This window comes from Cupriavidus sp. FW216-B1 (assembly GCF_058789195.1).
Genome location: NZ_JBYTEL010000004.1, coordinates 168831 through 188332, shown reverse-complemented (window position 1 = coordinate 188332; position 19502 = coordinate 168831). Strand labels below are relative to the sequence as shown.

At 69.4% G+C, this 19502-nt stretch carries 16 protein-coding genes; 8 read left to right on the top strand and 8 right to left on the bottom strand.

Annotation, left to right across the window (positions count from 1 at the left end; all coding sequences use genetic code 11):
- Positions 1-1030 (bottom strand): collagen-like triple helix repeat-containing protein (locus AC3WXD_RS13170; RefSeq protein WP_492323893.1); only part of this gene is annotated, 1030 nt, incomplete at its 3' end.
- Positions 1031-1432: 402 nt separating this feature from the next.
- Between AC3WXD_RS13170 and AC3WXD_RS13165 the strand changes: the two genes are divergently transcribed.
- Entirely contained in the window at positions 1433-2272 is an 840-nt protein-coding gene (locus AC3WXD_RS13165) for a CPBP family intramembrane glutamic endopeptidase (protein WP_492323892.1), read from the top strand.
- A gap of 96 nt (positions 2273-2368) precedes the next feature.
- Here the strand turns inward: AC3WXD_RS13165 and AC3WXD_RS13160 are convergent, their stop codons facing one another.
- Positions 2369-4576: a TonB-dependent receptor gene (locus AC3WXD_RS13160; protein WP_020200738.1), complete on the bottom strand. Its 2208-nt coding sequence runs from the start codon at positions 4574-4576 to the stop codon at positions 2369-2371.
- Between the two features lie 59 nt (positions 4577-4635).
- Positions 4636-4977, bottom strand: coding sequence for a hypothetical protein (locus AC3WXD_RS13155; RefSeq protein WP_492323891.1), 342 nt, complete (start codon positions 4975-4977; stop codon positions 4636-4638).
- A 407-nt stretch (positions 4978-5384) separates the two neighbouring features.
- Between AC3WXD_RS13155 and hpnI the strand changes: the two genes are divergently transcribed.
- From hpnI to AC3WXD_RS13135, 4 genes are read left to right on the top strand one after another with little or no spacing between them, the layout of a single operon-like run.
- Positions 5385-6611, top strand: coding sequence for a bacteriohopanetetrol glucosamine biosynthesis glycosyltransferase HpnI (hpnI, locus tag AC3WXD_RS13150; protein ID WP_492323890.1), 1227 nt, complete (start codon positions 5385-5387; stop codon positions 6609-6611).
- A gap of 25 nt (positions 6612-6636) precedes the next feature.
- Positions 6637-8058, top strand: a complete 1422-nt coding sequence (gene hpnJ, locus AC3WXD_RS13145) for a hopanoid biosynthesis associated radical SAM protein HpnJ (protein WP_492323889.1) — start codon at positions 6637-6639, stop codon at positions 8056-8058.
- 53 nt (positions 8059-8111) lie between these two features.
- On the top strand, positions 8112-8975 hold the full coding sequence (gene hpnK / locus AC3WXD_RS13140) for a hopanoid biosynthesis-associated protein HpnK (RefSeq protein WP_370552856.1): 864 nt from the start codon (positions 8112-8114) through the stop codon (positions 8973-8975).
- Positions 8972-9985, top strand: coding sequence for a lysylphosphatidylglycerol synthase domain-containing protein (locus AC3WXD_RS13135; RefSeq protein ID WP_492323888.1), 1014 nt, complete (start codon positions 8972-8974; stop codon positions 9983-9985). The genes hpnK and AC3WXD_RS13135 overlap by 4 nt, the downstream gene beginning before the upstream one ends.
- A gap of 10 nt (positions 9986-9995) precedes the next feature.
- Here the strand turns inward: AC3WXD_RS13135 and AC3WXD_RS13130 are convergent, their stop codons facing one another.
- Positions 9996-11132 (bottom strand): GGDEF domain-containing protein, encoded by a 1137-nt coding sequence (locus tag AC3WXD_RS13130; protein WP_059413744.1) that lies wholly within the window; start codon positions 11130-11132, stop codon positions 9996-9998.
- 308 nt (positions 11133-11440) lie between these two features.
- Here AC3WXD_RS13130 and AC3WXD_RS13125 point away from each other — a divergent pair, with 308 nt between their 5' ends.
- The 3 genes from AC3WXD_RS13125 to AC3WXD_RS13115 are packed head-to-tail and all read left to right on the top strand — an operon-like array spanning position 11441 to position 12977.
- A complete protein-coding gene (locus tag AC3WXD_RS13125) occupies positions 11441-11923 on the top strand; it encodes an Hcp family type VI secretion system effector (RefSeq protein ID WP_492323887.1) in 483 nt (160 codons plus the stop codon).
- Between the two features lie 17 nt (positions 11924-11940).
- Positions 11941-12534: a peptidoglycan recognition protein family protein gene (locus AC3WXD_RS13120; RefSeq protein WP_020200730.1), complete on the top strand. Its 594-nt coding sequence runs from the start codon at positions 11941-11943 to the stop codon at positions 12532-12534.
- Positions 12528-12977, top strand: a complete 450-nt coding sequence (locus tag AC3WXD_RS13115) for a hypothetical protein (RefSeq protein WP_155887912.1) — start codon at positions 12528-12530, stop codon at positions 12975-12977. Before AC3WXD_RS13120 ends, AC3WXD_RS13115 begins: the two co-directional genes overlap by 7 nt.
- Before the next feature lie 80 nt (positions 12978-13057).
- On the opposite strand, the gene AC3WXD_RS13110 is transcribed toward AC3WXD_RS13115, so the two are convergent.
- The 4 genes from AC3WXD_RS13110 to AC3WXD_RS13095 all read right to left on the bottom strand — a co-directional run bounded on the left by AC3WXD_RS13110 (position 13058) and on the right by AC3WXD_RS13095 (position 19489).
- Positions 13058-13450 (bottom strand): hypothetical protein, encoded by a 393-nt coding sequence (locus AC3WXD_RS13110; protein ID WP_020200729.1) that lies wholly within the window; start codon positions 13448-13450, stop codon positions 13058-13060.
- 196 nt (positions 13451-13646) lie between these two features.
- The gene (locus tag AC3WXD_RS13105; RefSeq protein ID WP_492323886.1) at positions 13647-15107 is read right to left on the bottom strand and encodes an efflux transporter outer membrane subunit; all 1461 of its coding nucleotides are present in this window, start codon (positions 15105-15107) and stop codon (positions 13647-13649) included.
- Entirely contained in the window at positions 15094-18258 is a 3165-nt protein-coding gene (locus AC3WXD_RS13100; protein ID WP_492323885.1) for an efflux RND transporter permease subunit, read from the bottom strand. The genes AC3WXD_RS13105 and AC3WXD_RS13100 overlap by 14 nt, the downstream gene beginning before the upstream one ends.
- Positions 18259-18262: 4 nt before the next feature.
- Positions 18263-19489: an efflux RND transporter periplasmic adaptor subunit gene (locus tag AC3WXD_RS13095; protein ID WP_020200726.1), complete on the bottom strand. Its 1227-nt coding sequence runs from the start codon at positions 19487-19489 to the stop codon at positions 18263-18265.
- Positions 19490-19502 lie beyond the last annotated feature (13 nt).

The window sequence follows — 19502 nt, the reverse complement described above, 5'->3', positions numbered from 1 at the left end:
AGATGTGGAGAAGAGACAGGCCCTGGAGGCCGCCGGTCAGGTTGCCCAGCAGGCTGGTGATCGGGTCGAGCGGGCTGCCGCCCGGCGTGCCGGACGGCGGGTTGAGCAGGCCGCCCAGCGACGCCACCGCGGTGCCGGCGGTATTCACGATGCCGCCCACGTTGGTCACGATGGGCGCGTTGGTATTGGTCAGCGCCGTGCCGAGCGAGGCCACGCCGCCGCCGACGGTGCCGAGCAGGTTGTTGGCCACCGGACCCAGCCCCGTGGCCGCGCCCAGCGTCTGCGTGGTGCTGACCAGCGTGGAGGTCAGCGGGACGATCGCCTTGCTCACGCCGCCGACGACCTGGTTGACCGGATCGGCCAGCGTCTGCGGCGACAGGCTGCCGACCAGCGCGCCGGTCTGGCTGACCACGGAGCCCACCGGCGCCGTCACCGCCGCCAGCGGGCCAGTGCCCAGGCCGCCGACGGTATCGCCGACGCTGCTGACCGCGCTGCCGACCTGATTGAGCAGCGATGCCCCGGCGGCGCCGGTGGCGCCCGTCGCGCCCGTCGCGCCAGTTGCGCCGGTCGCGCCCGTGGGCCCGGTGGGGCCGGTCGCACCCGTCGCACCCGTCGCGCCGGCGGGGCCGGTCGCCCCGGTCGCGCCCGTTACACCCGTTGCACCCGTCACGCCGGTCGCGCCTGTCACCCCCGTGGCGCCAGTCGCGCCAGTCGCGCCGGTGGGCCCCGTGGCGCCGTCCGCGCCGCTGGCGCCAGTCGCCCCCGTTGCCCCCGTTGCCCCGGCCGGGCCGGTCGCCCCCGTGGCGCCGGTCGCACCGCCAGCCGGTCCGGTGGCGCCGGTCGCGCCGTTGTCTCCCTTGGCGCCGGCGGCGCCGGTCGGACCAGGGGTGCCGGCCGCGCCCGCGGCGCCGGTCGCGCCCGGATCGCCCGTGGGCCCGGTGGCGCCCATCTTGCCGTCGTGCCCGTTGGCGCAGCCGCCAAGCAGCACCAGGGCACCCAATACACCAAGCAGATATTGCTGATTACGCACGGTCGACCTCTCTCCGGTTATCGTTCTCGACCAGGCGTTCACGCAATAGCTGTGCCCGACGCCGGCGGCGTCTTCCGGGCCCGCCGCGCGCGTCTCGCGGTCTGCCGGAAACCCGCGCGCGGCCTGGCTTTGCGGGCAGGCGGCGATGTCGTGGCAGGGCGTTTCATGCGGCCCATGTGTCGGCCGTTCCCGTTACGTGTTACGTAACGCGGCACGGCCCGCGCATGCGCCGGCGCGCTTGTCGATACAGGCGCCCCCCACCACGCGGCGCCCCGGCGCGCGGCGGATTCGGCGATACTTCTCCACCTCGCCACGCCGCATGCAGGGCGCCCCGCATGACCGCGCCGCGAGACGCCTTTCGTGGATTGCCTTCGAGGATTCCCTTCAAGACCGCCCTGAGCCATGCACCCGATCCGGCCGGACAAGACCCAACCCATCACCTTCCAGGGCGCGCTGGCGCTCACCTTCGTGGCCTGGTTCGCGGAGGTCATGGTGAGCATGCTGCTGCGCCCGTTCCTGCTGCGCCACGGCATGCAGCCGATGGCCGCGGCCAGCCTGGTGCGCGTGGTGTGCTACGGGCTGGTGTTCAGCGCCATGCTCCATGTCAACGGGCTGACCTACCGCCGCCTGTTCCATGAAGGGCCGGCCAGCGTGGGCGCGACGCTGGGCGTGTTGGGGCCGCCGCTGCTGCTGATGGTGCCGCTGATCCTGCTGCTCGACAGCCTCGCCATGATGGTGGTGGACGCGCTGCTGCCCATGTCGCGCGGCGAGGCGCAGATGATGTCCGAGATGGCGAACGGCAGCATCGGCGCGTGGGCGCTGGTCTGCATCATCGCGCCGTTCATCGAGGAGATGTTCTTCCGCGGCATCCTGCTGCGCGGCATGCTCAAGCGCTACGGCCAGGCCGACGCGACCGTCTACTCGGCCTTCGTGTTCGGCGTGGCCCACCTGAACGTCTACCAGTTCGTGATCGCGTTCGCGGTGGGGCTGTTCGTCGCGGCGCTCTATTGCCGCACGCGCTCGCTGTGGCCCGGCATCGTGCTGCACATGGGGCTCAACACGGGCGCGACGATCTATGCGGCGGTGGCGCCGGACGGCAACGCGCTGGAAACCCCGCTCGGCCTGTGGGCCATCGCCGTGCCGCTCGGCCTGCTGGGCGCGCGCATCCTGCGCCGGCTGCTGTGGCGGCCGACCGCGGACGCCGCGCCGGGCGGGACCGAGCCGCCGCCGGACGCGGCCTGAGCGGCGGCCCTGTCCGGGCTGCCGACGAAATCGATTGGCCGCTGGTTGTCTCCCTTCTCCCATGAATGGGAGAAGGGAGACAACCTCCACACCTCGCTAGAACGGCTTGGACACCGCCACGTAGAACGCGCGCCTCGGCGCATACTGCGGCGCGCCCACGCCGATGCCGGTGCCGTCGCGCAGCTCGTACGAGTGGTTGAACAGGTTGATCACCGTCAGGCGCACCTTGAATTTGCCGGCGACCGGCGTATCGAACGTATGCGCCGCGCCGACGTTGACCTGCAGGTACGGCGGCAGGTGGCCGGTATTGGCGAAGCCGTTGCGCAGGCCGCTGCCGAACAGCGCATCGGCGGTGAGCAGCGTGCCGCGCCACAGGTAGGAGGTGCCGAACGAGCCGGCCACGGTCTGGTCGTGGTCCAGGTGCACCCAGTTGCTGGCGATGAAGGCCAGCTCGTCGGCCTCGAAGTTGAACTGGCCGGTCTCGATGCCCTTGGCCACCGCGTGCGACAGGCTCACGTTGGCGTAGGCACCGAAATTCCCCTGCCGGTAATTGGCGGTGCCTTCCAGCCCGTAGATCTTGCCTTCGTCATAGTTGAACGAGGAGAAGATCAGCGCGTTGCCGAACTGGCCTTCGTCCTGCAGGTGGCGCACCTTGCGGTAGTAGGCGTCCAGGCCCAGCGTCAGGTTGCGCGTGGCCTGGTGCGAGATGCCCAGGTCGAAGTAGTCCGAGCGCTCCGAGCGCACCGCCGTGTTGGCGTCCGACGGCAGCGCGTTGGTGGTGCCCGTGAACCTGTCCACCGAGGTGGTGTCGATCTTCTCGGTCGCCGGCGGCGTGAAATAGCGCGCGTAGCCGGCGTGCAGCCGGGTCGCGTTGGTGAGCTCGTAGGTCAGGCCCAGGCGCGGGCTGAGCTGCTGCTCGCTGACCACCGTGTTGACGTGGTCGTAGCGCGCGCCATAGTTGATCGTGAGCTTGTCGGTGGCCTTCCATTCGTCCTGCAGGTAGAAGCCCAGCGTGGTGCCCGTGTTGCTGGAGTTGTCGACGATGGACAGCGGCACGCCGCTGGTCTGGTTGCCGTCCGCGTCGGCCGGCAGCACGGTGGAGCTGTTGTCCACGCCGAACCGCTCGCGCTGCAGGAACAGCCCCGCGCGCAGCGTGTGCGCCGGGTTGAGGATGTAGCTGCCGTCGGCCTGCACGCCGTAGGCCTCGTTCCTGCGGGTGATGTCGGCGGCCACGCCGTTGTAGGCCAGGTCGCCGATCGGGTCCGGGTTGTAGTCCACCCGGCTGGTGCGGTGGAACAGCGAGACCTGGTAGTCGAGCGCGGACGAGACCTTGTTCTGGAACGAGAGGATCTGGAAGTCGGTCTTCTCGCGCTGGTTGGCGTTGAGCGCGTCCGAGGCCGGCGGGACCACGCCGTCGATGGAGAACGAGGGCGACAGGCCGGGCCGGTTCGGGATCTGGAAGCGGTTGTCGGCGCTGCCGAACATGAAGCTGATGCGGCTGTCCGGGTTGACCAGGTACGACAGCATGCCGAAGGCCTTGCCCTGGTCGGTGTGGTCGTGGATCGCGTTGCTGCCGCCGGTCGGGTTCTCGATGCCGAGGTTGTTCTCGCTGAACGAGCCGCTCAGGAAGTAGCTCCACGGGCCTTTCGCGCCCTGGATGTAGCCGTTGGCCTCATGGTCGGCGTGGCTGCCGATCACGGTGCCGATCTCGCCGCCGAAGGCACGCGGCTGGCCCTCGTCGTCGGTGGCCGCGCCCTTGGTGCGGATGTCCACGATGCCGGCCGTGCGGAAGCCGTATTGCGCCGGCAGCGCGCCAGTCACCAGCTTGATCTCGTCGGCGAAGCGCGTGTCCAGCATCTGGCCGAAGCCGCTGATCGGCTCGGGAATGGTGACGCCGTTGATGCGGTACTGCAGGTTGGCGTGGTCGCCGCGCACGTGCAGCTGGCCGAAGGAATCCTGCACCACGCCGGGCGCCTGCAGCAGGACCTGGTTCAGCGGCGTGTTGTCGCCCTGGGGCAGCGCGTCGATGTCCTCGCTGTCGAAGCGGTAGACCGAGCTGCCGGTCTCCGGCGACAGGGCGTTGCGCGCCTCGTCCAGGCGCTTGCTGGTGACGACGACCGCGTTGAGCGACTTGTCGCTGGCGGCCGGGGTGGCGGGGGTGGCCGGGGTGGCGGCCTGCGCCTGGGCTTGCCGCGCGGCGGGCGGCGTGGAAGGGACGTCGGCTGGCGCCGACTGTGCGTGCGCCGAGACGGCGAGCGCCGACGCGGCGCCGGCCGCAATGGCTCGAAGCTGGAAAACTGACATGGCAATGCCTCTGACGATATGGGAGTGTCGCGCGGGGACTCCTTGCCCGCGCCAATGCACTACGTGAACGACAAGCCGGTCAGAGGCGGGCCGCGGCTGCGGGGCCGCGGCGAGAATACGGGCGCGAGGTGGCGCTCGGCGGGCAGGGGATAGTGCCAGCGGCGCGAGCAGGCGATGAGCAGCCACGACGCCAGCGCCGGCATCGCCACCGCCAGCGCCGCGAATGCCAGGCACTGCAGGCAGACATCCTGGTCGGGCTCGCACTGCCCGGCGTCGTCCGCCGCCACGCACGCGCTGCTTTGCAGTTGCGCGTGCAGGTGGGACAGCGCATGGACGTAGTTGCCCGCCTGCCCGAAGAGCAGGGCCACGACCAGCAGGAGGGCGAGCGAGCGTCGAAACACGGATGACTGCAGGGAGGGCGGGCGGCCGGTTTTCCGGAAAACAAACCGGCTATTGCAACAGAGTTGCGAGTTTGCCATCTGTTGGCGCGCTTCGCAATGGCTGATGCGGCACGTTGCGGCCAGCCGGCGGCGCCGGGGCCGGGGCTGGCTGGCGCGCAGCCGGTGTCGGAGCGGCTGTTGTGCGGCAAGCGCCACGCCGGTTTCCGCGGGCCGCTTGCCGCGGCGGGCCGGTTCGCATCCGCTCCACAGCGCGATTGCCCGCATCGGCCATCGAATTTCATCGGTTTAATTTTTCCTTAAGGAAACCATTCCTACACTGGCGGCCAAGCGCGCGCACCCACAGCGCAGCGCCTTCACCGCACCGCGCCCGCCGAGGCAGCGGGCGATGCCTGGATCGGGAGTCTTCCATGCAGGTGTTTTCCCATTTGGCACCGGCCGGCACCGCGCTGGCGTGCCTGGCCACCGCCTATGCGGGCGCCGCCGCCGCCGCCACCTGGCGGGCTCCGGCGCGGCACAGGTCTTGCGCGGCGCCGGAAGATGCCGGCCCGAAGCCGGTTAGCGTGCTCAAGCCACTGTGCGGCGCCGATCCCAATCTCTACGACAACCTCGCCGGCCTGTGCCGGCAGCGGCATCCGGCGTTCCAGCTGGTATTCGGCGTGCGCGCCGCCAGCGACCCCGCCATTGCCGTGGTCGAGCGCCTGCGGGCGGAGTTCCCGGCGTGCGACATCGCCCTCGTGGTGTGCCCGCTCGTGCACGGCAGCAACCTGAAGGTCAGCAACCTGATCAACCTGCTGCCGCGGGCGCGCCACCCCTGGCTGGTGGTGGCCGACAGCGACATCGCGGCGGACCCGGACTACCTCGTGCGCGTCACCGCGCCGCTGGCCGATCCCGCCGTGGGCGTGGTGACCTGTCTGTACCGCGGCCGCCCGGTGGGCGGGCTGTGGCCGGCCCTCGGCGCGCAGTTCATCGACGACTGGTTCGCGCCCTCCGCGCGCGTGGCCCACGCCTGCGGCTCGCGGCGCTTTTCCTTCGGCGCCACGATTGCGCTGCGGCGCGAGGTGCTCGACGCCGTCGGCGGCTTCGCCGCGCTGTCCGACCGCCTCGCCGACGATTTCTGGCTTGGCGAGCTGACCCGCCAGCGGGGGCTGCGCACGGTGCTGTCGGAAGTGGAAGTCAGCACCGACGTGACGGAGACGCATCTGGCGGCGCTGTGGAGCCACGAGCTGCGCTGGCTGCGCACCATCCGCTCGATCAACCCGTCCGGCTTCGCCTTCATTTTCATCACGTTTACCTGGCCGATGCTGGCGCTGGCGGCATGGCTGGCGCCGCAGCCGCCGGTGCTGGCCGTCGCGCTGGCCGGGATAGGCGCGCGCAGCCTGCTGGCGGGCAGTCTCGGCGCGGCCCTGCGGGCGCCGCTGCGCGACGTGCTGCTGCTGGCCGAGTGGGTCGCCGCGCTGTTCGGCGACCAGGTGCGCTGGCGCGGGCAGATGCTGTCGATTCGCGACCGGCACGCGCCCGCCGCGCCGGCCGGCGGCGGCGCGCCAGGCGCGTACCCCCTTTCCCCACGGCCCGCGGGCACGGACAATGGCGAGCATGGCGCTTCGTCGTCCGTCCTGTCCGTCGATGGCAAATGAACCGGATGACCCATCAGAGACCGCTATGAGAACCCTCTTCCTGCAGGCTCCCTCTTTCGACGGCTTCGACGGCGGCGCGGGCTCGCGCTACCAGGCCAAGCGCGAGATCAAGTCGTTCTGGTATCCCACCTGGCTGGCCCAGCCCGCCGCGCTGGTGCCCGGCAGCCGCGTGCTGGACGCGCCGGCCGACGGCCTCGGCGTGGCGCAGGTGCTGGAGATCGCCGCCGGCTACGAGCTCGTCATCATCCACACCAGCACGCCGTCCTTCCCGACCGACGCGAAGTTCGCCGAGGCGCTGAAGCAACGCAAGCCCGACGTGCTGATCGGCATGGTCGGCGCCAAGCCGGCGGTCGATCCCGGCGGCACGCTGGGCGCCAGCGCGGCCATCGACTTCGTGTGCCGCGAGGAATTCGACTACACCTGCCGCGACGTGGCCGCGGGCCTGCCGCTCGAGGACATCGCCGGCCTGAGCTACCGGCTGCCCGACGGCTCGTTCGGGCACAACGGCCCGCGCCCGATGATCGAGAACATGGACGAGCTGCCGTTCGTGGCCCCCATTTACAAGCGGGACCTCAAGGTCGAGAACTACTTCATCGGCTACCTGAAACACCCCTACGTGTCGATCTACACCGGCCGGGGCTGCCGCTCGAAATGCACCTTCTGCCTGTGGCCGCAGACCGTGGGCGGGCACCGCTACCGCACGCGCTCGGCGCAGAGCGTGATCGCCGAGGTGAAATGGATCAAGGAGAACATGCCCGAGGTCAGGGAGATCATGTTCGACGACGACACCTTCACCGACTTCAAGCCGCGCGTGGAGGAGATCGCCCGCGGGCTGGGCGAGCTCGGCGTGACGTGGTCGTGCAACGCCAAGGCCAACGTGCCCTACAGCACGCTCAAGATCATGAAGGAAAACGGCCTGCGCCTGCTGCTGGTGGGCTACGAGTCCGGCGACGACCAGATCCTGCTGAACATCAAGAAGGGCCTGCGCACGGACATCGCGCGCCGCTTCACCGAGGATTGCCGCAAGCTCGGCATCACCATCCACGGCACCTTCATCCTGGGCCTGCCGGGCGAGACGCGCGAGACCATCGAGAAGACCATCGCCTACGCCAAGGACATCAACCCCCACACCATCCAGGTGTCGCTGGCGGCGCCGTATCCCGGCACCGCGCTGTACCGCCAGGCGGTGGACAACGGCTGGCTGGCCGAGAACAAGGTCATCAACCTGGTCAACGACCAGGGCATCCAGCTGGCCGCGATCAGCTACCCGCACCTGTCGCGCGAGGAGATCTACCACGGCGTGGAAACCTTCTACAAGCGTTTCTACTTCCGCCCGGCCAAGATCTGGGAGATCGTGCGCGAGATGCTCGGCAGCCGCGAAATGATGAAGCGGCGGCTGCGCGAAGGCGTGGAGTTCTTCCGCTTCCTGCGCTCGCACGAGGCGTGACGACGGCCGTGGGCAAGGCAACCGTGGAAACCGCAGCCGCAGCGCGGCGCGCCCTGATCCTCACCGCCGACGACTTCGGCCTGCACCCGGCGGTCAACGAGGCGGTGGAACGCGCCTGCCGCGACGGCGTGCTCAACGCCGCCAGCCTGATGGTGGGGGCCGGCGCCGCGGCCGACGCGGTGGCGCGCGCGCGCCGCCTGCCCGGCCTGCGGGTGGGCCTGCACCTGGTGCTGGCCGACGGGCCCGCGGTGCTGCCGCCGGCCCGCATCCCGGCGCTGGTGGACGCGCAAGGCCGCTTCGGCTCGGCGATGGCGCGCGACGGCGCGCGCTTTTTCTTCCTGCCTCACGTGCGGCGCCAGCTGGCCGCCGAGATCCGCGCGCAGTTCGCCGCGTTCGCGGCGACCGGGCTGGCGCTGGACCACGTCAATGCCCACAAGCATTTCCACCTGCATCCCACCGTGCTGGGGCTGGTGCTGCGGATCGGCCGCGAGTTCGGCCTGCGCGCCGTGCGCCTGCCGGGCGAGGCGCGCGCGCCGCGGCTGCTGCGGCCCTGGCTGGCGCTGGCGCGGCGCCGGCTGGACGCGGCCGGCGTGGCCCACAACGACTACGTGATCGGCATCGCCGACAGCGGCGCGATGGACGAGCGCGCGCTGCTGCGCGCATTGGCCCGCCTGCCGGCCGGCGTGGGCGAGATCTACTTCCATCCGGGCGTGGTGTCCGGCGCCGAGATCGCGCCCGCCATGCACGGCTATCGCCATGCCGACGAGCTGGCCGCGCTGCTGTCGCCGCGCGTGCGCGCCGCGCTGGACCACGCGGTGCCGCGCCGCGGCGGCTTCAGCGACCTCTTCCCCGATCCCCTCGATCTCCCCGATCCGCCGCCCGGCGGCGCGCCGGGAGCCGGCATGACCGCCGCATGAAGCGCCTGGCCTGTCTCGCGGGGCTGCTCGGCCTGCTGGCGCTGATCGCCCTGGTGATCCACGAGGGCGCCGGCGACGTGGCCGGCATCGTCGCCCGGGCCGGCTGGCCGCTGCTGCTGCTGGTGCCGCTGCACGCGCTGCCGCTGCTGCTGGACGCGCGGGGCTGGCGCGTACTGCTGGCCGCGGCGGACCCGGACGGGCGGGCCGGGCTGGGTTTCCTGTGGTGGGTTGCCGCCGTGCGCGAAGCCGTCAGCCGCCTGCTGCCGGTCGCCGGCGTGGGCGGCGAGCTGGCGGGTATCCGCCTGGCCCGCCTGCGCATCCGCGACACCACCGCCGTGACCGCCAGCATCGTGGTCGAAGTCATGGTCACGCTGTTCGCCCAGTACCTGTTCTGCGTCCTCGGCACGCTGCTGCTGGTGGCCGCCCTGCACGACGGCGCCCAGGCCTGGGTGGTGGCGCTCGGGCTGGCGCTGTCGCTCCCGGTGCCGGTGCTGTTCGCGCTCTCGCTGCGCTACGGCGGCATCTTCGCGCGGCTGGAGAGCGCGGCCGGGCGCCTGCTCGGCGCCGATCACCGCCTCGTGGCCATGCTCGACGGCGCCCGCCTCGACGCCGCCATCCGCGCCCTCAACCGGCGCCACGGCAGACTGGCGGCGGCGCTGGCCTGGCAGCTTGCCGGCTTCGCCGCCGGCGCGCTGGAAACCTGGTGCGCGTTATGGCTGCTCGGCCATCCGCTGCCGTTCTGGCAGGCCGTCGCCATCGAATCGCTGACCCAGGCGGCGCGCCAGGTGGCTTTCTTCGTGCCGGCGGGCCTGGGCGTGCAGGAGGCGGTGATGGTGCTGCTGGGCAACCTGCTCGGGGTCGATGCGCAGGTCGCGCTGTCGCTGGCGCTGGTCAGGCGCGCGCGGGAAGTGCTGTTCGGCGTGCCGGCGCTGCTGTCCTGGCAGTGGGTGGAGGTGCGGGGGTGGCGGCGGGGAGCGGCGGCGCGGCAGGTTTCCGGGAAGGCGCCGTGACGCCATGACGCTAGGTCGCCAGCGTCCACTGCGCCTTGCCGCCGAGCTTGGCCAGCGTCAGGGCCTTGTCCGCCGCGGTCAGCGCGGCCATCACGTCGGCGCCGTGCTCCGGTATCAGCGCGACCCCGACGCTCGCGCCGATCTCCACGCTGACGTCGGGCTCCAGCGTGAACGGCACCGGCACTTCGCTGACCAGCCGGTCGGCGAAGCTGGCGATCTCGGCCTGGTCGCCGGCGCGCACGATGACCACGAATTCGTCGCCGCCGATGCGGAACACCATGTCGTCCGGGCCCTTGAGCGCATCGAGCCGCTTGCCGATCGTGACCAGCAACTGGTCGCCGGCCTCGTGGCCGTGCTGGTCGTTGACCGGCTTGAAGCCGTCGAGGTCCATGTACAGCACCGCCGTCTTGCCTTCGCCGATCTGGTCCGCCTTGTACAGATGCGCGGAGGCGTGGACCAGCCCCGCGCGGTTCGGCAGGCCGGTGAGGGCGTCGTGGCGGGCGCGGTGGTCGTTTTCCCGCTCCGCCTTCATGGTGGTGACCAGCAGCTTGTTCAGGTGGAAGGCCGCGATGCTCATGGCGACCAGGTAGAACGGGATCTGCACGAGGGTCAGGCGCATCACGGCCTCGCCGGAAAGCACCGCGGCGATGCAGCACGGGCCGAGCGACAGCAGGATCATGATCGCCACCAGCCGCGGCGCGCCGAAATTGCGGAAGCAGATGCCGCCCACCATCGCGGCGGCGGACAGGCAGGACATGGTTGCCGCCACCCAGTCGCCGCTGAGGATGCTGATGAAGGTGCCGTAGCCCACGCTCGCGCCCCACAGCACCGCGAGCAGGATGTAGACGTCGGTGAAGGTGGAGCGGCCCGCCGTCGCCGCGCGGTGCGCCGCCGTCAGGACGCCCAGCCGCGTGCCGCACAGCAGGATCTCGATGATGACCCAGGCCACGAAGGCCGGGCTGGGGTCGCGCCAGGCGATGGCTATCGCCACGGCGACGGTGTTGAGCACGCCGCCGGCGAAGATGGGCAGGGTGCCGAACAGGCTGCCGATCAGCTTGATGCGGATGTCTTCAGGAACGTTCGCGCCCGGGTCGCATAACCAGGCCGTAGAGCGCCAACGTGGCAGGCTGAAAGCCGCTGTTTCCATGTTCCTCGATTCCCGTGAATTCCGCGCGTTGTGCCGCCGGTTCGCGTTGCAGCAATCGGAAAGGCAGGATTCTATCGGAAAGCGCTTTCATTTCCCCAACCGGATGGGCATTGGCGGCCCATTCCGGGCCATGCCGCGCCAGCCGGGACGGCTTCGCCCGTGCCGCCGTGCGGGCGGCCGCAGTCGCGGAAAGGCATTTCATACCCGTCCAATATCCGCGCGCGGCCTGCGCTGATACCGTGCTTTGCCGGTTGGCGCAGCGCCGGCAGGCATCCGTATCTCAACCCGCAGGCAAGAAAGGAGCCACCATGTCCCAGGACATTTTCCTGAAGCTGGCGGGCATCGACGGCGAATCCGCCGATGCCCGCCACCCGAACGAGATCGAGGTGCTGGCATGGGACTGGTCGGTCAGCCAGCCGGCCAGCATGCACGAAGGCAGCGGCGGCGGCGCCGGCAAATGCAGCGTGGATGACCTCGCCTTCGAGCACTACGTCGACCGGGCGACGCCCGCCCTCGTGCAGTATTGCCTGGCCGGCAGGCACATCGACACCGCGGTGCTGGTCATGCGCAAGGCCGGCGGCACGCCGCACGAATACCTGAAGATCACGATGGAGGACGTGCTGGTCACGCGGGTTGCCGTGGCCGGCAACCACAACATGGCCATGCCGCGCGAGGAGGTCCGGCTGTCCTTCGCCCGCGTGCGGCACGACTACGTGCTGCAGAACGCGCAGGGCGGCAGCGCCGGGACGGTGGGCGCGGGATACGACATCAAGGCCAACAAGGCCATCTGACCACCGGAGGGAATGCCATGCTGTTCATTTCGAAGCAAGGCCATGTCGACGCGGAGCGCGTCAAGCTGGCCATCCATCCCGCGATCGAGCGCGGACCGATGCACAAGGTGAATGGGATTGTGGTGCATCAGACCGGCGCGCCGACCGCGAAGAGTACCTTCAACAGCTATGGGAACAAAAGCGCCAATGGTGCGCATTTCCTCATCGATCTGGATGGCACGATCTATCAGACGGCCTCTTTGCTCAGGGCCACCGCCCATGTCGGACTATTGCGCTCGCGGTGTCTGGAGACAAGAAAATGCAGTCCGGTCGAGATTTCGGCTGCCGCCGCAAAGCGTGGGGTGCGCGCCCTTCACAAGCATGAGGGGAAAAAGGAATGGCCACGACGATTTCCCTCCAACGACGATGCCATCGGCATCGAACTGGTCGGCAACCACAGAGGGCCGGTTGGAAGGGAGATCTACGATGACGTCACCGATTCGCAGCGTATTTCACTGAAATGGCTTGTCTCCGAACTGGCGGAAACCTTGGACGTAAGCATGCACGAGGTGTACTTGCATCCAGAGGTTTCCTACAAGAATGAGACCGAAGCAAGGACGGCAAAATGGTAAAGGGTCAATTCGGCAGCGGCAGACTTGCGGCAGTGCTGGCGGCTTTTCTGTGCGTGGTTTCTTTCGATAGCCATGCAAGAAATGTCCGGTCGGTCGTCATCAATCAGACCGGCATGGTACAGGGGACAAAGGATGGCGAAGATCCAATGCTCATCAGGGAATGCGGGCGGTTCAAGCCCACGCCTGCCCAGGTCAGGGCCTATTTCTCCAAGGCATATCCGGTGCCAGGCTTTGTGTTGAATCACGACCGCTACTCGCCTTGCTACGCAACCGGGACAGTCGAATTTGCCGATGGCTTTGGCGGCGAGTGGATTCTCTATTCGAGTGGTTCGGCGGGACTCGAGTGGGCGGGCGGCGGCGGAGTACATCTTCTGTACAAGAGAAACAAATGGCATGACCCATTCGCCTGCACATATGGCCTCGGCGACGAGCCCGGGTGCTGAGAGCCCGGCCGTCGATCCCGGCGGCATCGCCGGGTCTCCTTCTCCTCGCCGGCATGCCTGCCGCACCGGCCGCCCGATACTCACCCGTTCGCAATCCTCAACACCCGCGTGAATTCAGCCGGGTTCTCCGTCCTGAGCCGGGCCAGATGCCCGAGCAGCGCGTCGGACGACAGCGTGCCGTCGTCGGTCTTGAGCCATTCGATTTCGTCGCGGATGCGCTTGAGTCTCTCCAGCGAGTCGGCGGCGCGCTGCGGGTCGATGGCGGCGGGGTCCACCGCGTGCAGCAGCACTTCGGTGATGAGGCCGAGCTGGCGCCCGTAGGAGGCGATGTGGAAGGCCCGCCGTTCGATGTCGGCGTCGCCGGCGGAGGGCGAAATGGCGTTGAACAGCAGGTCGGGGTCGATGCGCTGGGCGACTGAGCCGCTCCAGGGGAAGTGAAGGTTGGGAGACCACAGCCAGATCCACGGAAACATTTTCCCTCCTGTATTCAGCCGGACACGGCGGAAGTTGCGCCGCAATAAAGATTAGCAGACCGGCTGGCGGAGGGAAGGGCGGAATCGGCCTGCGTGTGAGGACTGGGACCGGCGCCGGGCGCGGCCGGCCAAGGCAAGCGCGGGGATGGCAATCCATCCCCGCGCCCGGGATTCGCGCCGGCCGGCGCGGTGCTTGCTATTGGTCGCGCCAGCCGCCGCCCGCCGCCGCGAAGATGCGCACGAGGTCCTTGCGCAGGCTCGCGTCCGAGGCGGCCTGCTTCGATTCGGCGTCGAGCAGGTCCCGTTCGGCGACCAGCACGTCGAGCAGGCCGACGTAGCCGTGGCTGAACTGCATCCTGGCCAGCTCGACCGCCTTGCGGTTCTGCGCCACTCCGGCCGAGAGCGAGGCGTTGCGCGTGTTCTCGTTGAGGTAGCCGGACAGCGCGTTCTCCATGTCTTCGAGCGCCTCCAGCACGGTCTGCTGGTAGCCGAGGAAGGCCTGCTGCTGGCGCGCGTCGGCCGCGTCGATCTGCGACGAGATGCGGCCGAAGTTCAGGATCGGCTGGACCAGGCCCGCGCCGATGCCCCAGGGCGTGGACGAGAACGGCGTGGCGTTCTGCGCGCCGAACAGCGCGGTCAGCGAGATGTTGGGGAACAGTTCGGCGACCGCCGCCTTCCGCCCGGAGATGCTGGCGGCGAAGCTGCGCTCGGCCACGCGCACGTCGGGGCGCTCGGCCAGCACCCTGGCCGGGGCCGAGACCAGGATGCCGTTGTCGAGCGGCGGCACGGTCGCGCGCGCCGCGGCGGCGCCGTCGAACATCCCGCCCATCGATTCCGGCGTGCGCCCGAGCAGGCTCGCCAGCCGATTGACCGACTGGTCATAGCCGGTCTGCAGCGCGGGAATCAGCGCTTCGGTCGCGGAGACCTGCGCCGCCGCGCGCTGCACGTCGAAGTTGCTCGCCATCGCACCCTGGAACTGGGCCTGGATCAGGCTGAGCGTCTTGCGCTGGGTGGCGAGGTTGTTGCGCGTCAGCTCGATCTGGCGCGCGTAGTTGCCCAGGTCGAAGTAGGTGCGCGCCACCTCGGCCAGCAGCGCCACCCGCACGGCCTGCCGGCTCGCCTCGGCTGACTGCAGGATGGCGCCGGCCTGCGCGGCGCGCGCCTGGTTGCGCCCGAACAGGTCGAGCTCCCAGGTCGCGGCGATGTCCACCTGGCTGATGGTCACGGCCTTGTCGCTGGTGAGGAAGCCGCGGTTGCCGCGCTCGCTGCTGGCCTCGGCGTTGATCTGCGGCGCCAGCGCGGACTGCGCCAGCAAGCGCCCGGCGCGCGCTTCGTCGACGCGTGCCCTGGCAATCTTCAGCGTCTTGTTGTGGTCGAGCGCTTCGCGGACCAGCGCGTCGAGCGTGGGGTCGCGGAAGCGGCCCCACCACTGCTGGTCGACATCGGCGTCGGCGCTCGCCACCAGGAGCGCCGCGCCGGCGGTCTTGCCGTCGTTGGCGCCATCCTTGCCACCGTCCTTGCCGCCCTCGAGCCGGCTCCATGACGCGGCCGTGTCGATGCCCGACGGCTGCGGCCCGACCGGGCTCGTGCACGCGGCCAGGGAGGCGGCCAGCAGCGCGGCGGCGGCGAGCGCCGCCATCACATTAGTCTTCAACATGGTGATGTACCTTTTCGGTTTTCGTGAGGCGCTTCTCCAGGCCGCGGGCCAGCACGTAGAAAATGGGAGTCAGGAAGAGGCCGAAGAACGTCACGCCGATCATCCCGAAGAAGACCGCCACGCCCATCGCATGCCGCATTTCCGCGCCGGCGCCGTGCGACAGCACCAGCGGCAGCACGCCCGCGATGAACGCGATGGAGGTCATCAGGATCGGGCGCAGGCGCAGGTGCGCCGCCTCGATCGCCGCCTCGTAGGTGGACTTGCCGTGTATCTCCAGCTCGCGGGCGAACTCGCCGATCAGGATGGCGTTCTTGCACGCCAGCCCGATCAGCACGAAGAAGCCGATCTGCGTGAACAGGTTGTTGTCCCCGCCCGTGAGCCACACGCCCGTGATCGCGGAGAACAGGCACATCGGCACGATCAGGATGATCGCCAGCGGCAGGAACACGCTCTCGTACTGCGCGGTGAGCACCAGGAAGACCAGCAGGATGCAGATCGGGAACACGATCAGCGCGGTGTTGCCCGAGAGGATCTGCTGGTAGGCCAGCTCGGTCCATTCGAACGCCATGTCGCCGGACAGCGTGTCGTCCAGGATCTTCGTGATGGCGGCCTGCGCCTGGCCGGTCGAGTAGCCGGGCGCCGGGCCGCCGTTGATGTCCGCCGAGCGGTAGCCGTTGTAGCGCGAGGCGCTGTCCGGGCCGGTGGTGTCGCTCAGGGTGACGACCGCGCCGAGCGGCACCATCTTGCCCTCGAAGTTGCGCACCTTGAGGTCGAGAATGTCGTCGCGCCTGGAGCGGAAGTCCTTGTCGCCCTGCGCGATGACCTGGTACGTGCGGCCGAACTTGTTGAAGTCGTTCACGTAGAGCGAGCCCAGGTAGATCTGCATGGTCTTGAAGACGTCGTCCACGTCGACGCCGAGCTGCGCGGCCTTGGTGCGGTCCACGTCGGCGAACAGCTGCGGCGTGGTGACGTTGTAGGTGGTGTACACCCCGGCCAGCTCGGGCGCCTTGCGCGCTTTCTCCAGCACCGCCGTCACGGACTTGCTCAGGGCCTCGTAGCCGGCGTCGCCGCGGTCCTCGATCTGCAGCTTGAAGCCGCCCGTGTTGCCCAGCCCCTGCACCGGCGGCGGCGGGAAGACGGCGATGAACGCATCCTTGATGGCGCCGAACTTGGCCTGCAGGTTATGCGCCAGGCTCGGGCCGCTCACGCCGAGCTTGCCCATCTCGTCGAAGCTTTTCTCGCCGAAGAACACCGTGGCCGCCGACGGGCTGTTGATGAAGCCGTTGAGCGACAGCCCCGGCTGCTGCACGGCGTTGCGGTAGCCGGGCTCCTTGGAAGCGATGTCCGTCATCTGCCGCACCACGGCCTCGGTGCGGTCGAGCGTGGCGCCGTCGGGCAACTGGATCAGGTTGACCAGGTAGCCCTTGTCCTGGATCGGCACGAAGCCGGTCGGCACGTGGCTGAAGCCGAACACGGTGGCGCCGAGCAGCACGGCGTAGATCAGCAGCGAGCCGCGCTTGCGGTGCAGCGCGCGGGTCACGCCGCTGCTGTAGTTCTCCGAGCCGCGCTGGAAGACCCGGTTGAAGCGCGCGAAGAAGCCGCCCAGGCAGCGGTCCATGAAGCGCGTGAGCCCATCCTTGGGCGCGTCGTGCGAGCGCAGCAGCAGGGCCGCCAGCGCCGGCGACAGCGTCAGCGAGTTGAAGGCCGAGATCACCGTCGAGAAGGCGATGGTCAGCGCGAACTGGCGGTAGAACTGGCCGGTCAGCCCGCTGATGAAGGCGATCGGCACGAACACCGCGCACAGCACCAGCGCGATGGCGATGATCGGGCCGGTCACTTCCTTCATGGCCTTGATGGTGGCTTCCCGCGGCCGGAGACCGCTGGCGATGTTGCGCTCGACGTTCTCCACCACCACGATGGCGTCGTCCACCACGATGCCGATGGCCAGCACCAGCCCGAACAGGGACAGCGCGTTGATCGAGAAGCCGAAGCCGTGCATCACCGCGAACGTGCCGATGACCGAGACCGGCACCGCGAGTAACGGAATGATGGCCGCGCGCCAGGTCTGCAGGAACAGGATCACCACCAGCACCACCAGCAGGATGGCTTCGAGCAGCGTGTGGATCACGGCGTCGATGGAGTCGCGCACGAAGGTGGTCGGGTCGTAGGCGATCCGGTACTCGAGGCCCTTGGGGAAGCGCTTGCTGAGCTCCGCCATCCTGGCGCGCACGTTGTTCGAGATCTCGATGGCGTTGGCGCCCGGCGACTGGAAGATGATCAGCGCCAGCGCCTGCTTGTTGTCGAGCAGCGCGCGCAGCGCGTACTCGGACGCGCCGATCTCCACGCGCGCCACGTCCCGCAGGTAGGTGACGACGCCGTTCTCGCGCTTGATGATGATGTTCTCGAACTGGTCCACGTCGGTGAGCCGGCCCTGCACGTTGACCGGCAGCTGGATCTCGACGTTGTCCTTGTACGGCGCGCCGCCGACCACGCCGGCCGCGACCTGGATGTTCTGCTTGCGGATGGCGGCCACCACCTCGTCGGGGTTCATGTTGCGCTGGGCGATCTTCTGCGGGTTGAGCCAGACCCGCATGGCGTAGTTGCCCGAGCCGAACATGTTGATCTGCCCGATGCCGGTGATCTTCGACAGCTCGTCCTTGACGTTGATGAGCGCGTAGTTGCGCAGGTACAGCATGTCGTACTGGTCGTTCGGCGAGACCAGGTGGACCACCATCGTCAGGTCGGGCGAGCTCTTGACCGTGCTCACGCCGAGCTGGCGCGTCACGTCCGGCAGGCGCGGCAGCGCCTCGTTGACGCGGTTCTGCACGAGCTGCGTGGCGAGGTCCGGGTCGGTGCCCAGCTTGAAGGTGACGGTCAGCGTCAGTACGCCGTCGCTGGCGGCCTGCGAGGACATATAGAGCATGTTCTCGACGCCGTTGATCTGCTCCTCCAGCGGCGTGGCCACGGTGGCGGCGATGACCTTGGGGTTGGCGCCCGGGAACTGCGCGCGCACCACCACCGAGGGCGGCACCACTTCGGGATACTCGGAGATCGGCAGGCGCGGGATCGCGATCAGGCCGGCGAGGAAGATGAGGATCGAGATGACCGCCGCGAAGTTGGGGCGGTCGACGAAGAATTTGGAGAGGTTCATCGCATCAGTCCGCCGTTTTCTTGGCCGGGTCCGCGTGGACCGCAGCGGTGGTCACGGGTTTGGGCGGCGCCGCGGCGGCTTCGGTGGGCGAGACCACCGCGTCCGGGCGGATGAACTGCAGCCCCTTGGTGACGACGCGGTCGCCGGGGTTGAGGCCGGCCAGCACGATGTGCCGGCCGTCTATGCCCGCGCCGAGCGTGACTTCGCGGTAGGCGACCTTGTTGTCGGGGCCGACCACGAAGACGAACTTCTTGCTCTGGTCGCTGCCCAGCGCCACGTCGGGCACCAGCAGCGCGCGGGTGTCGCTGCCGCTGGCCAGCCGCATCGAGACGAACATGCCCGGCACCAGCGCGCCGTCGGCGTTGGCGAACTTCGCGCGGGCGCGGATGGTGCCGCTGGCCGCGTCGATGCTGTTGTCGAAGGTGTAGATGGTGCCCTGGTAGGTGTGCCCGGCGTCGCCCAGCACCGTCATCTCCACCGGCAGCTTCTGTTCCTTGCTGTGCGTGTCGGCCTGGCCGCGGATGCTGCGGATGTAGCTCTGCTCGTCGACCTCGAAATCGGCGTAGATGCCGTCGCCGGAGACGATGCGCGTGAGCACCGGCGCGTTGGGCCCGGCCTGCACGAGGTTGCCCAGCGTGATCTCGGCGCGGCTGACGCGGCCCGCGATGGGCGCCTTGACGTAGGCGTAGTCCAGGTTGATGCTGGCCTGGCGCAGCGCCGCCTCGGCGGCGAGCACGGCGGCGCGGCCGACGCGGTCCTCGTTGCCGCGCTGGTCGTACAGGCTGCGCGGGATGGCCTCGGAGCCGATCAGGCCGCGGGCCCGCTCGTATTCCGTCGCGGCGAAGTCCGCGCGGGTGCGCGCCGCGGCGAGGTCCGCCTTGGCCCTGGCCACCGCGGCCTCGTAGGTGCGCGGGTCGATCACGAACATGACGTCGCCCGCGCGCACGGTCTGGCCGTCCTTGATGCGGACCTCGACGATCCGTCCGCTCACCTCCGGCCGCACCAGCGCCTCGTCCACGGCCTTGAGCCGCCCCGAGAAGCTCGACCAGACGCGCACGTTCTCCGGCGCCACCGACTGCACCTGGACCTCGGTCGGCGGCGGCGCCGACGACGGCGCGGCCCTGGTCTCGGTGCCGGCAAGGCCGGCAATAGCGGCTACCGCCGCGGCCACGGCCAGCGAAATGCCGGCCAGGACCGGCGGCTTGCGAAACAGGGATCTCTGACTGAGCATCTCACTACTCCTT

What these genes read in the sequence shown, in the direction of transcription:
- AC3WXD_RS13160 (WP_020200738.1), bottom strand. Translation starts at nt 4,576, where the DNA reads ATGTCAGTTTTCCAGCTTCGAGCCATTGCGGCCGGCGCCGCGTCGGCG.
- AC3WXD_RS13100 (WP_492323885.1), bottom strand. Translation starts at nt 18,258, where the DNA reads ATGAACCTCTCCAAATTCTTCGTCGACCGCCCCAACTTCGCGGCGGTC.
- AC3WXD_RS13110 (WP_020200729.1), bottom strand. Translation starts at nt 13,450, where the DNA reads ATGTTTCCGTGGATCTGGCTGTGGTCTCCCAACCTTCACTTCCCCTGG.
- AC3WXD_RS13115 (WP_155887912.1), top strand. Translation starts at nt 12,528, where the DNA reads ATGGTAAAGGGTCAATTCGGCAGCGGCAGACTTGCGGCAGTGCTGGCG.
- hpnI (WP_492323890.1), top strand. Translation starts at nt 5,385, where the DNA reads ATGCAGGTGTTTTCCCATTTGGCACCGGCCGGCACCGCGCTGGCGTGC.
- AC3WXD_RS13105 (WP_492323886.1), bottom strand. Translation starts at nt 15,107, where the DNA reads ATGTTGAAGACTAATGTGATGGCGGCGCTCGCCGCCGCCGCGCTGCTG.
- AC3WXD_RS13125 (WP_492323887.1), top strand. Translation starts at nt 11,441, where the DNA reads ATGTCCCAGGACATTTTCCTGAAGCTGGCGGGCATCGACGGCGAATCC.
- hpnJ (WP_492323889.1), top strand. Translation starts at nt 6,637, where the DNA reads ATGAGAACCCTCTTCCTGCAGGCTCCCTCTTTCGACGGCTTCGACGGC.
- AC3WXD_RS13165 (WP_492323892.1), top strand. Translation starts at nt 1,433, where the DNA reads ATGCACCCGATCCGGCCGGACAAGACCCAACCCATCACCTTCCAGGGC.
- AC3WXD_RS13130 (WP_059413744.1), bottom strand. Translation starts at nt 11,132, where the DNA reads ATGGAAACAGCGGCTTTCAGCCTGCCACGTTGGCGCTCTACGGCCTGG.
- AC3WXD_RS13120 (WP_020200730.1), top strand. Translation starts at nt 11,941, where the DNA reads ATGCTGTTCATTTCGAAGCAAGGCCATGTCGACGCGGAGCGCGTCAAG.
- AC3WXD_RS13135 (WP_492323888.1), top strand. Translation starts at nt 8,972, where the DNA reads ATGAAGCGCCTGGCCTGTCTCGCGGGGCTGCTCGGCCTGCTGGCGCTG.
- AC3WXD_RS13095 (WP_020200726.1), bottom strand. Translation starts at nt 19,489, where the DNA reads ATGCTCAGTCAGAGATCCCTGTTTCGCAAGCCGCCGGTCCTGGCCGGC.